The following is a 15,193-nucleotide window of genomic DNA, read 5'->3' as shown; positions in this document are numbered from 1 at the left end:
CCCCTTAAGATCGAGTAGCAAAGAATTTAAGATAAATAAAACCCCAAATCCCAGAACAAAATGAAGCTATAAGAATAGCTAAATTATCTGCATAATTAAAAATATCACTGACTTCATACGCCAAGCCATCGATAAACAAACTCATTGTAAAACCAATACCTGTAAGTATACAAACCCCATAAAGTTGTTTCAAATTTGAACCTTGGGGCAAGGCTGCAAATTTAAAGCGGATTGCCAAATAAGAAAACAAAAATACACCCACTTGTTTACCCACAAAAAGCCCCAAGAAAATACCTATACTTACACCTGAAAAAATTGCTCCCATATCGATATTGGATAAATTTACCCCAGCGTTAGCAAAAGCAAATAAAGGCAAGATAACAAAAGTGAGCCAAAATTTTAGACTTTCATAAATTTCTTCTAAAAATGCTTCTCCATTTTTAGTTTGCATCGGTATAAAAAACGCTGTTATGATTCCAGCCAAAGTTGCATGCACACCACTTTTTAAAACACTAATCCAAAGAATAACTGAGCAAATAAAATAAAAAGACTTTCTTGTTATTCCTAAAATATTTAAAACAAGCATTACCAAAATAGCAATTCCTGCAACGACAAAAGCAACTATTGATAATTTTGTCGTATAAAAAATAGCTATAATTAAAATAGCACCCACATCATCAAAAATAGCCAAAGAAAGTAAGAAAATTTTTAAACTTGATGGAATATGCTTACCACACATCATTAAAATCGCTAAGGCAAACGCTGTATCTGTAGCTGTAGGTATAGCCCAACCTTTTAAGGTATAAGCATCTCCTATATTCACCAAAGCAAACAACATTGCTGGTATAAGTATACCCCCTAAAGCAGCCATAAAAGGTAAAACAATATTTTTAGGATTTTTAAAATCCCCATGCAAAAATTCCTTCTTAAGCTCAAGCCCTATAGCAAAGAAAAATATAGATATAAGCCCATCATTTATCCAAAGCAAAAAAGGTTTATTAAGCTCAAATTCACCTACACTAAATCCGACTTTTAAATTTAGAAATTCTCGATAATGTTCGCTAAAAGATCCATTTTGCACAAGCAAAGCAAGCAAAGTACAAACTATAAGTAAAACACCACCAAAAGCCTCATTTAAAACTAAAGTTTTTAATTTATGTACTATATTATTCATTTAACAATCTTAAGATAAATAAAACCAACAATGGCACTTAAAAAACTAGCTATTAAAATAGCAAGTTTATCCGCATGTTCAAAAATATCACTATTTTTATAGGCCAAACCATCAATAAATAAGCTCATCGTAAAACCAATGCCTGTTAAAATACATATACCATAAAATTTTCCATATTTAATATTTTCAGGTAGTTTTGCAAGCTTAAGTTTGATAGCAATAAAACAAAAAGTAAAAACACCTAGTTGCTTTCCTAAAAATAATCCTAGAATAATTCCAAGGCTTACAGGTGAAAATACTGAACCAAGATGCATATCTCTGATATCAATCCCAGCATTAGCAAAAGCAAATAAAGGCAAGATAAAATAAACCACCCAAGGATTTAAATCCTTAAGAACTTCATGCAAATAAGGTTTTTTATTTTTTGTATCAAGCGGTATAAATAAAGAAATAATCACACCAGCCAAAGTCGCATGTACTCCACTTTTAAGCATAGCTATCCACAATACAACACCTACTAACACATACAAAGAAAGATGGGTGATGTGATAATAATTTAACAAAAGCAGAGCAAATATACAAAACAAACAAATAATAATCGCCAAAGCTGAAAGCTGATCTGTATAAAATAAAGCAATAATAACAATAGCGCCCAAATCATCAAAAATAGCTAAAGAAAGTAAAAAAAGCTTTAAACTTGTAGGAATTTTATTTCCTAAAAGCATCAAAATGCCTACTGCAAAAGCTATATCAGTTGCTGTAGGTATTGCCCAACCTTTCATAGCAAAATCATGGGAATAATTAATAGTAGCAAAAATTAAAGCAGGAGTAATCATACCCCCAAAAGCTCCAAATATAGGTAAAGACACAGCTCTTATATTTTTAAGCTGTCCGCGTAAAATTTCATATTTTAACTCAAGCCCTATACATAGAAAAAATATAGCTATCAAACCATCATTTATCCATAAATCCAACGACTTTGAAATTTGAAAATGATCAAATCCTACTGTAAAATTAGCATGAAAAAAATCTGTATAAATAACACTTAAAGAAGAATTTTTACATAATAAGGCTAAAAATGTAAAAAATATAAGCAAAATACCAGGGAAAGTTTCACTTAAAACCATCTTCTTTATCATTTGCATCCTTGCTCCTAAATAAATATTATAAAAATTTAATACGATAAATAAAATGGCAAAATTATAACGAAAAAATACTAAAGAAATAATTATTTAAAAAAACAAGCTCAAGATACCAACAAGTTCTTAAGCTTGTTCTTAAGATATTTAAGCGTAAATATCCAAACCACTAGAGCTAGAAACTTGTGGAGCGGAGGCTTGAGAGACACCTTCCATACCTTCGATGAGTTCATTCATCAATGCCTCGTTTGTGTCCATAGATTTTTTCAAAACTGAAGTATTAACAGCAGTCATTAAATTAGCATTACCCATAGAAACATCTGAAACCATATCATCCTCCTTTTAGATTGAGTCTTAAGACTTTATTTAAATCGGATGATATTTTTAAAACTTAATATTTTTTACTAAACTTTTTAAAATTTTTCAAGGAAACCAATATCTGAAATTAAAAATCATAAATTTTTTAAGATAAAATCCTATTTTAAAAATTTTTACACTATGAAACAATAAGCAAAATATAAATGGTTGGTACTTTTAAAAGTGAATTAAATGGATAAAAATTTATTTCAATAAATTTAAGTTTTATCTTATTTTATACGATTTATAATATAATCAAAAATTACAACTTAAGAAAAAAATGAAAAAAATATCTTAAGTTTAGTAAACATTGTAAACTAAGAGGTTAATGAAATGATACTGGTAACACCTTGTGGCGTTATGGATACCACAAATTTTGGCAAAAGTGAAGTAAATAGGCAAACTATAGATTTTTCTTTAAAATCTCAAGAAAAAAAAGAGAAAGTAGAAGCTGAAGCTGAGAAAGAAGAAGTAAATAAAGACAATAGCGATTCTACAAACACAGATACCAACAAAAAAGATAAACTTTTGGATATATCTGCTTAGTCTAAAATATACTATAGCTATATCTCCTTAAAGAATACGCAATAAATGATTTTTTGATTTTTATTAAGCTTTTAAAACACTAAAAAATGAAAAATTAAAAATACAAAAACAATATCCCAAAGTGCATAGCTTAGAAGAAAGCCTTGCGATACTTAAAAACAACCCATATTAAATCACAAAAATAAGATATATTTAAAAATTTATTAAAATATATCTTAAATATAATTAATAAAAAATATTATCGATACAAAAGCTTATTTTTTAGTTCTATTTAAGATTTTTAATATTATACTAGCCATTATTTATTTTGATAATAAATATTATTTTTATCAAAAACCAAGGGTAATGATAATGAAAATTTTTAAAATTATATTTTTAATTGTAAGTATTTTTTTATCAAGCTCAGCTTTTGCTAGAGTAGATGATTATATTAATGAAGCAAATCTTATCAAAGATATGCTAAAACAAAGCATAGAAACTTACAAAAAGGGTGATAATCTAGGTGCTAAAAAGCTTAGCGAAGATGCGTATTTTCAACATTTTGAAAATATGGAAGGCCCTATAGGAAGAAACATAGGAAGAAAAGCCATCACCATGGAGCGTAAATTTGTAAATTTGCGTCGCATGTATAAAGATGAAGCTCCTTTAACACAAATTAATGCTTTAATTGATAGTCTTTATTATGATCTTGATGAAGTAGCCCCAATCTTACAAAATGGATATCGTTTAAAAGCAGAAGCAAGCGATACAAACTATGATAAGGCTAAAGCTGAAAAATCAAGCCTAGAAGCCAATGCCAAACGCGAAGCTGATGCAGAAGCTTTAATCGCACAAATGATGGGCGTGGATAAAAAAGATTTAGCACAAAGCTCTTTAACCACCCAAGTTCCTACACCTACAAACAACGATGCGAGCAAACTTACAGATGATAATGCAAGCGCTGATTTACAAGCTGCTGCTGCAATGGACGCAAGATTGCAATTTATACTAGATAATATCTCTACCAAATTTTCACAGGCAGCTAATGCTTTTAAAGAAAAAAACTACCAAGCTAGTAAAGATTTTTTAAATGATGCCTTATTTAGTGATTATCGCAATACCAAAGTAGAAATTTTAGTAAATAAATTTACCAAAGCAGGAAACGATCAAAAAATTCAACAAGCCATACGCACCCTTATACGCCAAATCAACGATGCAAAAATAGATGAAAAAGACTTAAGAAATGGCTTAGATAACATAGAAGAACAAATTTTTGATGTTTTCTTACAAATTCCAAATTCAGAACTTTCAAGTTTGCAAATTTCAGGCTTTAATGATGAAACAAAAGGCAAAGATTATGCCAAAGTTTCTAATGATATCAAACTTGCCTTAGATGGAATTTTGAAACATTATGATGGCTTTAGCGCTTCTATAGTAGATGATTTGCAAGGAATTTATCTAGATACTTTTGAAGCAAGCGGTATGGAAAATAAAATCGGTGCTGTAGATAGCGGCTTAAAACTTAAAATAGAAAGTTTATTTTCCAAAGGCGTAGCACTGATTAAAGCAAGTGCAGATAAAAAAGAGCTTGAAGCTACTTTTAATGACTTAGAACAACTCATAGCAAGCAGCGTGGACAAAATTCAAGATTCCACCCCTTATTCGTTGTTTATATGGGCTTTAGGCATTATTTTGCGTGAAGGCTTGGAAGCTTTGATTATCGTTGTAGCCATTGTTTCTTATCTTGTGCAAAGTGGTAATAAAAATCGCCTAAATATCGCCTATAGTGCTCTTTTTACAGGAGTGATTTTAAGTTTTGTTACCGCTTTTGGAGTTTCTTGGCTGTTTAAAGAAAACGCAGGACAAAGTAGAGAGCTTATAGAGGGTATTACCATGCTTATAGCCGTATTACTACTCTTTTATGTGGGCTTTTGGCTACTTTCAAACGCACAAAATAAAAAATGGACAAGCTTTATCAAACAAGGTGCTATAGATGCCATATCAAATAATAGCGCAAAAACCCTTTGGATCACCGTATTTTTAGCTGTTTATAGAGAAGGTGCAGAAACCGTGCTTTTTTATCAAGCCTTGCTTTTTGATGCTAAAACAAGCGCTGATTTTAGTGCTGTTTTTGGTGGGCTTGGACTTGGAATTTTAATACTTATTGTTTTATATTTTCTTTTAAAAGCAGGAGCCATTCGCATACCTGTAAAACAATTTTTCTATATCACTTCTTACATTATTTTTTACATGGTTTTTGTTTTTACAGGCAAAGGTATAGCCGAACTCATAGAAGGAAAAGTCATTATTCCTAGTCTTATACCTATGAATTTTGAACCGATTTTATGGCTTGGAATTTATCCTTACTATGAAACCTTAATCCCTCAATTTATAGTTTTAATTATGCTAATTATTGGCATTTTAATAACAAAACAAATTTCAAAAAAAGGAGTAAAATCATGATAAAAAAAGTTTTATCAGTAGTTGCTGCAGCTGCGGTTATTAGTACAAATTTATTTGCAGGCGAAGTGCCAATCGGTGATCCAAAAGAACTTAATGGCATGGAAATAGCCGCTGTTTATTTACAACCTATTGAAATGGAGCCAAGAGGTATTGATCTAGCTGCATCTTTAGCAGATATTCATTTAGAAGCTGATATTCACGCACTTAAAAACAATCCAAATGGTTTTCCAGAAGGTTTTTGGATGCCTTATTTAACCATAGCCTATGAACTTAAAAATACCGACACAGGTGCAATTAAACGTGGAACTTTGATGCCTATGGTGGCTGATGATGGTCCTCACTATGGTGCAAATATTGCTATGGAAAAAGATAAAAAAGGTGGCTTTGGCGTAGGAAATTATGAACTTACTTTTTATATCTCAAATCCAGAAAAACAAGGTTTTGGACGCCATGTTGATGAAGAAACAGGCGTGGGCAAGTGGTTTGAGCCTTTTAAAGTAGATTATAAATTCAAATACACAGGCACGCCAAAATAATTTTACGCTCGGATTTTCCGAGTGTTTAAATATTTTTATTTTTATTTGAAAAAATTAAAATAACAATGTTTAAAGAGTAAATTATGAGTATATATTTTGTGCATTTTCTTATCAGTGTTTTGCCACTAAGTATTTTAATAGCCTTTATCACTCCTGATAAAAAATATATTTTTAAAAGTTTTTTAGCAGTTTTTTTGGGCTTTTTATTTGGATATTTTGCTTTTTTTATCGCGGCACAATTTTTAAAAACCGAAAATTTAATCTTTAATTTTGATTTTGTTTTTATAGGTTTATTGCTAGTAAGCTTTATATTTTATTTTTGGAAAAAAATTGAAATTTTAAATTTTATTTTATTAGGAATTTTAAGTTTTTGCACCGCTTTGCATTATTATTTTTTAAGTCAAGATTTCCCTATTTTTACTAGCTCTTTAATCGATAGCGAAGGTATAAGTTCTTTAGGTTTTATTGCTTTAGCCTTGCTTGTTTGTATTTTGATTTTCTTCTTTTTAAAATGGCAAAAAAATTTTAATCAAAAAACAAGCTTTATGCTGTTTTTACTGCTTATCCTTATAGAAAGCGATAAAGCTCTAGCCAATATCTTGCTTACTTTAATGCGAAATTCCATCATAGAAACTCATGCTTTTTTGGTGAGTTTTGTAGGAAAAAGTAATTATTTTGGTGTTTTTGGAATTTATGTTTATTTAATTTTCATCACTTTTTTAGCATTCTTAAGCTTAAAAATTCGCAAAAAAAATATAAGCAAAAAACAAATTTTAGATATAAATTATCGCAAAAATGAAGCTAAAACAAGTCTTATTAATCGCTATTTTTCCAGTGTTTTTATCTCCTGTGTTATAAGTTTTTGCATTGTTTTATACTTTTTTATGGTAAGCTCTAAGCCTTTAACCATAGATGAGCCTAAAGAAATTTTACCCGATAAGAATGGCAAATTTATCTTTGATATAGCTCTTTTAAGGGATAACAAACTCCACCGCTTTGCTTATATCAGTGCTGAAGGCAAAGTGATAAGGTTTTTTCTTATCAACAAAAGAGAAGATAAGGATTCTCCTGTAGCTGTTTTTGATGCTTGTATGATTTGTGGAGATATGGGCTATATCAAAAAAGATGGACAACTCATTTGCATTTCTTGCAATGTGCGTATTTTCTTGCCTAGTGTAGGCAAAAGCGGGGGTTGCAATCCTATCCCACTCAAATACGAATACGATGGTAAAAAAATCACCATAGATGTTAAAGATGTAATAGCAGGATCTAATTATTTTAGTCAAATCAAAGAAATTGAAGTGCAAGATCCTGTATCAAAAACAAAGGTTATAAACACCCAAGCTCCTTTTTCTTATAGTTATAAAGGGATTACTTATTATTTTTCAAATCAAAACAACTATGAAGAATTTAAAAAAGATCCTACAAAATATGTAGAAGAAAATGAAGCGAAATTTTTAATCCAAAGGAGAAACGATGTTGGCTAAAATGATTTTTAACTCTATATTTAAAAACAAAATTCAAAAATTTTTAGCCTTTCTTACTTGTTTTTTAGCCACGCTTTTGCTCTCTACTATGCTAAATATTACCCTAAGTATAGGCGATGAAGTAACCAAACAACTCAAAAGCTATGGCTCTAATATCCTTGTTTTACCCAAAGGCTCAAGTCTTAGTATAGAAATAGGTAATGAACTTTATGAACCCTTAAAAAACAAAAACTATCTAGAAGAAAAAAATTTATATATGATTAAAGACATTTATTGGCGTAATAACATCACCGCACTTGCTCCTTTTTTAGAAGGTAAAATCACAATTGAAAACTCCCAGCAAAAAGCACTTATTTATGGGACTTATTTTCAAAAAGCCATAAAAATTAAAGATGATGATGATTTTATCACAGGTATAAAAAGTCTTTATCCTTATTTAGCAGTGCAAGGAGAATGGGCAAAAGATGATAGCAATGAAATCATGCTAGGTGAAGACTTTGCTAAAAACAATAAATTAAAATTAGGAGATACTATCAAACTCATAGGAGAAAACAATCAAAGCAAAGAAGCAAAAATTGTAGGCATTTTACTTCATGCCAATCCTAAAATGTCAAATAAAATCATCACTCCTTTAAATTTAGCTCAAGATTTACTCAACAAACAAGGGCTTTACTCAAGTGCAGAAGTAAGAGCTTTTACCATACCTGAATCAGCCCTTTCTGAAAAAGTGCGTCGCATGGGCGAAGAAAAATTAGATCAGTTAGAATATGACAAATGGTATTGCTCAGCTTATGTAGGCTCAATCGCTAGTCAAATTAGTGATGGCTTACCAGGTGCTGATGCAAAAGCTCTAAATGCTATAAGCGATGCTCAAAGCTTGGTGGTTAAAAAGATCCAATCCTTAATGGGCATTACTTGCATTATTTGTCTTATTGTTGCAAGTATTGCGATTTCAAGCCTGATGAGTTCTGAAATTCATCGTAGAAAAAAAGAAATAGGACTTTTAAAAGTGCTTGGTGCTAATACTTTTCAAATTTATCTCATCTTTGCTAGTGAAAATTTAATCGTAGCTTTATTTGCTGCTTTATTTGGATTTATTTTTGGCACAGCACTTTCTCAAATCATCAGTCTTGGTATTTTTGGATATTTTATTGATATAGCCTTTGTAGCTTTACCTTTAAGCTTTATTTTTGCAGGACTTATTGCCTTACTAGGTTGCTTGCTTCCTATCAAAAATATCACACAACTTTCAGCTGCAGGAGTGCTTTATGGTAGATAAGTTTTTCCTTAATGAGCTTTTTAAAAGCATTAGCTTTTCTTATCAAAGACTTTTTATTATAGTTTTAAGTGTTTTTATAGGAGCACTTACTTGCTCAGCTTTTTTAAATATTTATTTTGATATTGATACCAAACTTTCTAAAGAATTAAAAGCTTATGGAGCAAATGTAATGATAAGCCCGAAGCAGGATGAAAATTTTATCTCCAATGCTGAGTATGAAAAAATAAAAGAAAATTTAAAGGCTAGAGCTTTAACTCCTTTTTTGTATGATTTTTTAAATTTAGGCAGTACAAGCGGAGTGGTTTTAGGCACTGATTTTAGGGCTTTAAAAATCACTAAACCTTTTTTAGAAGTTAAAGAAGGAAGCTTTTCTCTAAATGATTTTGATGAAAATTCAGCCTTTTTAGGGGTTAATTTAGCCAAGCAACTAGGCCTAAAAACAGGCAATGAACTTCAAATTTATAATCCAAACAACGGAAAAAGCATAAAACTTACCATAAAAGGCATACTTTCAAGCAATGATGAATTTGATAGCATTGTTTTAGCCCCTTTAAGCGTGGTGCAAAATTTAAGCGATAGAGCCGGTATTAACTATGCTAATGCTGTAGTTTATGGAAATTTTGATGAAGTTAAAGCCAAAACACAAGCAATCAACAATGAATTCATCGATGTAAAACCTATATCTTCAGTATCCTTAAGTGAAGGTTTAGTGCTTGGAAAAATCAAAGCTTTAATGTTTTTAATCATACTTGTAGTATTGATCATAGTTACTACTAGCGTTAATACAACTTTAAGTTCTATTATATTTTCTCGTAAAAAAGAAATCGCACTGCGTTTAGCCTTGGGTGCGAAAAAAAGTGAAATTTTTAAACTTTTTGCTAGTGAATGCTTTATAGTAAGTTTTTTTGCTAGTTTAATCGGAGCTTTTTGTGGGATATTTTTAGCCAATGTCTTTGGTTATTTGATTTTTAATTCTAGTATTGATTTTAGATTTATAGCTGTTTTTATAGCCTTAATCATTTCTTTGATTTTTGCCTTTTTGGCTGCATTTTTTCCTATAAAAAGAGCATTAAAAATCAATGTGTGTGAAAATTTGAAAGGTGAATGATGAAAAAAGAACTTATTAAAATAAACAATTTAAATAAAGAATTTGGCAAAGTTAAAGCCTTAAACAATATCAACTTAAGCGTCTATGAAGGAGAATGGCTTGCCATCATGGGTCCATCAGGAAGTGGAAAATCAACACTTTTAAACATACTATCGCTCATGGATACTCCAAGCTCTGGAGAGTATATCTTGGATAATGAAAACCTAGAGCAAATGGATGAAGAGCAAAAAATCACCTTGCGTCGTGAAAAAATAGGGCTTGTCTTTCAACAATTTCATCTTATCCCCTATCTTAACGCCCTAGAAAATGTTATGCTCTCTCAGTATTATCACTCAAGCGTAGATGAAGAAGATGCTAAAATGGTTCTTGAAAAAGTAGGACTTTCACATAGACTCACTCATTTACCTAGCCAATTAAGTGGCGGAGAACAACAAAGAGTTTGTATAGCAAGAGCTTTGATCAACAACCCAGAGCTTTTACTCGCAGATGAACCCACAGGAAATTTAGATGAAGCTAATGAACAAATCGTTCTTCAAACCTTGCAAAAATTAAAAAATGAAGGCAAAACCATAGTTTTAATCACACACAATCCTGATTTAGCCAAATTCGCAGATCGAACCCTTATCTTACAACATGGGGTGTTAAAATGAAAAAAAGCCTTTTAATCTTAAGCATTTTGTTTTTGCTCAATGCTTGTTCTTTTGAAAATTCAAAAGATACTGGAAAAGTTGGAGAAAAAAGCGCTGAAATTTCAGCTAAAGATACTTTAGGAAAAGTTGTAAAACTTGCTGATGATAATACAAGTTTAAAAGTCTTAGTCTTTTTTCAAAATGGTTGCCCTTCTTGCTTAAAAGAACTCCCTTCTTTAGATGAATTCATACAAAATCATCCCAATAAAATCAGTGTTTATGCTATAAATTCCATCGATAATGCCAATGTGGTTAAGGTTTTAGCCGAACAATTTGACTTTAAAAATGTAAAAGTTTTAAAAGACGATCTTAAAATCACCAATGATCGTTATGCTGTGTTTGCAACCCCTACTACCATCATCATTAAAGATGGGATGATAAAAGATAGAATTTTAGGAGAAAAACCATGGGAATTTTTCGAATCCAAGCTTATTTCTTTGCTTTAATCATAGCTTTATTTTTTGTAGCTTGTGATAGTGGAGAAAATTTTAAAGCTTTAAATAGTGATAAAACCTATAATTTTGCCTACAATGGTTTTGAAAAAAGCCTAAAACTAAATGATAAAGCACAAAATTTTGCCTTAGTATTTTTCACAAAAGATTGTGGAGTTTGTAAAGAACAAATTCCTATTTTGCAGAATTTGGCTAAAAATTATGATTTTAATATCTTTGTGGTTTTAGGCGATGCAAATGATGCAAATGATGCAAAAGCTTGGGCTAATGAAAAAGGTTTATCTAATTTAGCAATGTTTTATGAAAAAAGAGCAGCTAAATACCTTTCAAGTGCCATTGGGGAAATATATGGAGTGCCTGTACTTAGTTTTTTCAAAGAAGGAAAAATGGATGAAAAATTCATAGGCTTAACTCCTTATAGCATACTTGAAAAAGAAATCAAAAAAGTAAAAAGCTAAAAATTTACTTTAAAGCTTTTTATCCCCTATAAAATATCCATAAAGCTCATAGCTTCCATCTTTTTTCATCAAAATTACAGGATATTTTTCACTATAACCTTGTTCCATTCCTGGGCTTCCTTGCGGCATGCCAGGAGCTGAAATTCCTATAACATCTTTAGGTTTGTTTTCAAGCAACCAGCTTACAGCACTTTCAGGAACATGCCCTTCAATAGCATAGCCTTCAATCACACCCGTATGGCAACTTTGATACTCATCTTTTATACCCATTTTTTCTTTGATTTTAAGAAAATCATTGGTTTTATGAACACTAACCTCATAACCCTTAGCTTTCATATAATCAGCCCAAAGATCACAACAGCCACAAGTAGGACTTTCATAAACTTGTATTTCCTTAGCCTGCGTAAGAGTAAGTAAAAAAAGAATGGTTAAAATTGTTTTTTTCATAATTGCTATCCTAAGTAAAAAATATATAATAATACTTTTATAAAGTTAATACCATCACATTTTTAACACTAAAAATGAATTTACAAAAATTTAATCAAAAAAAGATTTTTAATGAGTGCTGATTTTGTCTTTACAGCAAAGATATAAAAGATAAAACGATTTTAAAAAACTAGAAATTTTTAACTTAAAAAGCTTAAAATTTAGATATATTTTATACTATGTTGTTTATAGTCAAAACCTTTATGGTGTGAAAGCTCTAAAATAATAGAGCTTTCAAGTATTATTTAAATTTATATCCTTTGTCAAAACCAACATCGCAACTAATGCCATTATTCAATTTTACAGGATTAAGATCGCTATTGTCACATTCAATATCCCATACAGCAGCCCAATTTGTTTTTCTATCTACAGCTAAGAATTCATTATAATAAACAGTCTTTCCTTTTGCTATTTCTTGTTTCATTACTTTTAAAGCCCTTTGAATACCTTCATATTTATGTGGATCATCTTTTTTGATACTCTCGACATCGTAAATCTCTAAATTATCAGTGTTAAAATCAGTTCTCATTTGTCTTTTAATATCTTCTAAAGCTGTTTTTACATAGGCATCATCTCCTCCTGATACTTTAACTAAATTAGAATCATGTATAGTGATAACCCCTGCAAATGCTGACACATTTAAAGCAACTAAAGCTGCTAAAGCTAAACCTAATTTTTTCATTTTATCCCCTTGAATTGAATTTTGTATATTTTAATTATTTTTCAAATCTTTTGCAAGATAATTTTTAAATTTATCTAAATTAAATTTGCATTTTATCTAACAATCATAAGAAATTTTAAAATGAAGTAAAAAATTTATGAGAAATCAACTCTTGTTTGAAAATGATAAAAGTAAGTGGTGCGGATGAAAGGACTTGAAATATATAACTAAAAATAAATACCTATTTTATAGTATTTTTATAATAGTTACCTTTATTAAGTTACCTTTTTATTTGTATAGAAATTTAAAGAATATCCTTTGAAAACTTAAATCAAATTTGAAAACTACACTTTTCAAACTTTTTTTATTTATATCATCATTAAAGCCCTATTTTATGGAGTTATTAAAAATTATATTAAGGTACTTTTAAAGTAATTTAAGTTTATTTAGCTTAAATGGAATGTTTCACGCTTTTTTTATTTAAGTTTTCTCATTTTTTTAAGCTTTTTTAGCTTGAAACTTAAACTCATTTTTTCAAAAGCTTAAGAAGTAATTTTTTAAAAGTTTGGTAGGTTTTCTTTATAAATACCTAAGATAATAATTAAATCTTTTTCTTTGTCTATTTTGTAAGGTATTACATAACCTTTAAATATAAAATCTCTTACATTCTCATCATCAAAGGCTAAAGACTTCCTAAACTTATAAGGCATAAAATCAAGCTTTTTTAAAGCCTTGTATAAATCATTTTTAAAAGTGTTTTTAACTTTTATACTTTCCTTTCTCACAATAAAGGATAAAATAATATTTAATTCATTTGTAAATAAATCGCTTTCTAAGATTTGCATTACAGCCACTCACTGCCTAATGGCGTTAATTTAGCCTTACCGCTTTCATAATCATTTAAAGCTTTATGTAGTTCTTGTTTTGTTTCTTGCCAACTTTTACCGCTTTCATAATCATTTAAAGCCTTTTTATAGTTGTTGCTTTCTAACTCATAGCTTATATTTAACTCTTTTAAAATATCTAAAAGCTTGTTTATTTCTTGCTCTTTTGCTTTTATTGTTATGGTTTTCATTGCTTTCCCTTTACTGGTTCAAAATTTAGTTATTATAACTTATTTTATTTTATAAGCCTTTAAAAGAAAAGCTATTTAATTAAAATACTTTGAAAAGCTATATAGGTTAAAGCTAGGTAGCTTTTAACCCCTAGATTTAATCTACATATTAGCCCACTAATTAGCTCATCTTTATTAAGTGGGATTTTATATAAAAGCCATAAAAATAATCACCTTTCCCATTTCAGGTTTTCTTAATATCAGCTTAAATATTAAATTAATTTTTGTATATTTCAAAGTTTGTTTTATATGAGGTAGATATTATCTACATCATCTTTTTTATATAATTTATAAGGATTTTATTGCGTGGTTTATTTGTATTTGAATTTAGAATATTAAAAATAGATTTTTACCCTTAAAGGTAAGGGTAGCAAGTTTAACTTACTACCTTATTTTATTTCTTTTTACTCTCTTCAAGTAATTCTTTTAATAATCTCTCTTCTTGTTTCTTATGCAGTTCTTTAAGCTCTTTAGGGGTAAATTCTTTGCCTAACTCATCTTTTATAATTTCATGATAAACACTTGCGTACATATCTATATTGTGATGACAATTATCTTGGTCGATAACAATTTCTTTTATTTTATCAAGCATTACCATAAGCATATCTTTTACATACTCTATACTTGTATCATTGTCAAACATGTTGCAGGTTTTAACATTGTTTTCGTCTTCCAAATCACTTAAAAATAAATCTAAAAGATATTTAAAAGCGTTTATTTTGCCATCTAAACAACTCATTCTACAATAATCTACCTTTTCCATTTTTTACTCCTTTTGTTATATTGATTTGATATTTTTTAAAGTAAAATAATATAATATTAATACTTAATTTTATCTTTAATAAATATCGTTTTAATATTTTTATTTTATATTTAGTATTGTAGCTATATAATTTATATAAAATTATAAAGGTTACAAAATGACTAAAGAAAAATTCAATCAGCTTTTAAAACAAGCTAATTTAAATAAAAAACAATTAGCCGATATAAGTGGCATCCCATATCCTACTATTAACGCTTGGGGTTCCACAACTTCTTATCCGCCCTATATAGCTTTTTTATTAGAAAACTATATCAAAGCTCAAAGCTATGAAGAGTTAAAAAATAAAGTTTTTGAAATTGAAAATATAAAATAATATTTTTCCATTTTTTATCCTTTTGTATTGATTTAATAATTAAAAATCATAATTATATATTGTTTTAATCTATAAGTCAAGTATTAAAGTATTATTTTAATGCTATATGCTACAATATAGCTATTAAAT

At 29.3% G+C, this 15,193-nt stretch carries 18 protein-coding genes; 10 read left to right on the top strand and 8 right to left on the bottom strand.

The window, feature by feature from the left end; all coding sequences use genetic code 11:
- Positions 1–4 precede the first annotated feature (4 nt).
- The 3 genes from nhaA (AJN70_RS07675) to AJN70_RS07665 all read right to left on the bottom strand — a co-directional run bounded on the left by nhaA (AJN70_RS07675) (position 5) and on the right by AJN70_RS07665 (position 2,643).
- Positions 5–1,174 carry a Na+/H+ antiporter NhaA gene (gene nhaA, locus AJN70_RS07675; protein WP_070277993.1) on the bottom strand — a complete coding sequence of 390 codons (1,170 nt, stop codon included), beginning with the start codon at positions 1,172–1,174 and terminating at the stop codon, positions 5–7.
- Positions 1,171–2,319, bottom strand: coding sequence for a Na+/H+ antiporter NhaA (nhaA, locus tag AJN70_RS07670; protein ID WP_032603391.1), 1,149 nt, complete (start codon positions 2,317–2,319; stop codon positions 1,171–1,173). Before nhaA (AJN70_RS07670) ends, nhaA (AJN70_RS07675) begins: the two co-directional genes overlap by 4 nt.
- A 141-nt stretch (positions 2,320–2,460) precedes the next feature.
- A complete protein-coding gene (locus tag AJN70_RS07665; protein ID WP_002856010.1) occupies positions 2,461–2,643 on the bottom strand; it encodes a YjfB family protein in 183 nt (60 codons plus the stop codon).
- Between the two features lie 360 nt (positions 2,644–3,003).
- On the opposite strand from AJN70_RS07665, the gene AJN70_RS07660 reads away from it, so the two are divergent.
- The 9 genes from AJN70_RS07660 to AJN70_RS07620 all read left to right on the top strand — a co-directional run bounded on the left by AJN70_RS07660 (position 3,004) and on the right by AJN70_RS07620 (position 11,667).
- A complete protein-coding gene (locus AJN70_RS07660; RefSeq protein ID WP_002862290.1) occupies positions 3,004–3,216 on the top strand; it encodes a hypothetical protein in 213 nt (70 codons plus the stop codon).
- Between the two features lie 351 nt (positions 3,217–3,567).
- Positions 3,568–5,658 carry an FTR1 family protein gene (locus AJN70_RS07655; protein WP_070295670.1) on the top strand — a complete coding sequence of 697 codons (2,091 nt, stop codon included), beginning with the start codon at positions 3,568–3,570 and terminating at the stop codon, positions 5,656–5,658.
- Positions 5,655–6,194 (top strand): iron transporter, encoded by a 540-nt coding sequence (locus tag AJN70_RS07650; protein WP_002778842.1) that lies wholly within the window; start codon positions 5,655–5,657, stop codon positions 6,192–6,194. The genes AJN70_RS07655 and AJN70_RS07650 overlap by 4 nt, the downstream gene beginning before the upstream one ends.
- An 83-nt stretch (positions 6,195–6,277) precedes the next feature.
- The gene (locus AJN70_RS07645; RefSeq protein ID WP_044779902.1) at positions 6,278–7,681 is read left to right on the top strand and encodes a Fe-S-containing protein; all 1,404 of its coding nucleotides are present in this window, start codon (positions 6,278–6,280) and stop codon (positions 7,679–7,681) included.
- On the top strand, positions 7,671–8,960 hold the full coding sequence (locus AJN70_RS07640; RefSeq protein ID WP_070243016.1) for an ABC transporter permease: 1,290 nt from the start codon (positions 7,671–7,673) through the stop codon (positions 8,958–8,960). The genes AJN70_RS07645 and AJN70_RS07640 overlap by 11 nt, the downstream gene beginning before the upstream one ends.
- Positions 8,950–10,068 carry an ABC transporter permease gene (locus AJN70_RS07635; protein WP_053872189.1) on the top strand — a complete coding sequence of 373 codons (1,119 nt, stop codon included), beginning with the start codon at positions 8,950–8,952 and terminating at the stop codon, positions 10,066–10,068. The genes AJN70_RS07640 and AJN70_RS07635 overlap by 11 nt, the downstream gene beginning before the upstream one ends.
- On the top strand, positions 10,065–10,718 hold the full coding sequence (locus tag AJN70_RS07630; RefSeq protein ID WP_002860103.1) for an ABC transporter ATP-binding protein: 654 nt from the start codon (positions 10,065–10,067) through the stop codon (positions 10,716–10,718). The genes AJN70_RS07635 and AJN70_RS07630 overlap by 4 nt, the downstream gene beginning before the upstream one ends.
- Positions 10,715–11,203, top strand: coding sequence for a TlpA family protein disulfide reductase (locus AJN70_RS07625; RefSeq protein WP_052949901.1), 489 nt, complete (start codon positions 10,715–10,717; stop codon positions 11,201–11,203). The genes AJN70_RS07630 and AJN70_RS07625 overlap by 4 nt, the downstream gene beginning before the upstream one ends.
- On the top strand, positions 11,164–11,667 hold the full coding sequence (locus AJN70_RS07620) for a TlpA family protein disulfide reductase (protein WP_052949902.1): 504 nt from the start codon (positions 11,164–11,166) through the stop codon (positions 11,665–11,667). The genes AJN70_RS07625 and AJN70_RS07620 overlap by 40 nt, the downstream gene beginning before the upstream one ends.
- A gap of 9 nt (positions 11,668–11,676) precedes the next feature.
- On the opposite strand, the gene AJN70_RS07615 is transcribed toward AJN70_RS07620, so the two are convergent.
- The 5 genes from AJN70_RS07615 to AJN70_RS07590 form a co-directional block, all read right to left on the bottom strand.
- Positions 11,677–12,114, bottom strand: a complete 438-nt coding sequence (locus AJN70_RS07615) for a DUF411 domain-containing protein (protein ID WP_044778617.1) — start codon at positions 12,112–12,114, stop codon at positions 11,677–11,679.
- A gap of 280 nt (positions 12,115–12,394) precedes the next feature.
- Positions 12,395–12,835, bottom strand: coding sequence for a hypothetical protein (locus AJN70_RS07605; protein ID WP_070295669.1), 441 nt, complete (start codon positions 12,833–12,835; stop codon positions 12,395–12,397).
- A 536-nt stretch (positions 12,836–13,371) separates the two neighbouring features.
- Positions 13,372–13,659 (bottom strand): type II toxin-antitoxin system RelE/ParE family toxin, encoded by a 288-nt coding sequence (locus AJN70_RS07600; RefSeq protein WP_002782344.1) that lies wholly within the window; start codon positions 13,657–13,659, stop codon positions 13,372–13,374.
- Positions 13,659–13,889, bottom strand: a complete 231-nt coding sequence (locus tag AJN70_RS07595) for a hypothetical protein (protein ID WP_025443346.1) — start codon at positions 13,887–13,889, stop codon at positions 13,659–13,661. Before AJN70_RS07595 ends, AJN70_RS07600 begins: the two co-directional genes overlap by 1 nt.
- A gap of 433 nt (positions 13,890–14,322) precedes the next feature.
- On the bottom strand, positions 14,323–14,691 hold the full coding sequence (locus AJN70_RS07590; protein WP_070243021.1) for a hypothetical protein: 369 nt from the start codon (positions 14,689–14,691) through the stop codon (positions 14,323–14,325).
- Between the two features lie 157 nt (positions 14,692–14,848).
- On the opposite strand from AJN70_RS07590, the gene AJN70_RS07585 reads away from it, so the two are divergent.
- Complete coding sequence (locus AJN70_RS07585; RefSeq protein WP_070239922.1) at positions 14,849–15,064, top strand: acyl carrier protein; 216 nt, start codon at positions 14,849–14,851, stop codon at positions 15,062–15,064.
- The last annotated feature ends 129 nt before the right edge of the window (positions 15,065–15,193 follow it).

The organism is Campylobacter sp. BCW_4341, from assembly GCF_001764255.1.
Taxonomy (GTDB): Bacteria; Campylobacterota; Campylobacteria; order Campylobacterales; family Campylobacteraceae; genus Campylobacter_D; species Campylobacter_D jejuni.
The sequence above is the reverse complement of the archived record's forward strand: the minus strand, read 5'-3'. Positions and strand labels throughout refer to the sequence as shown.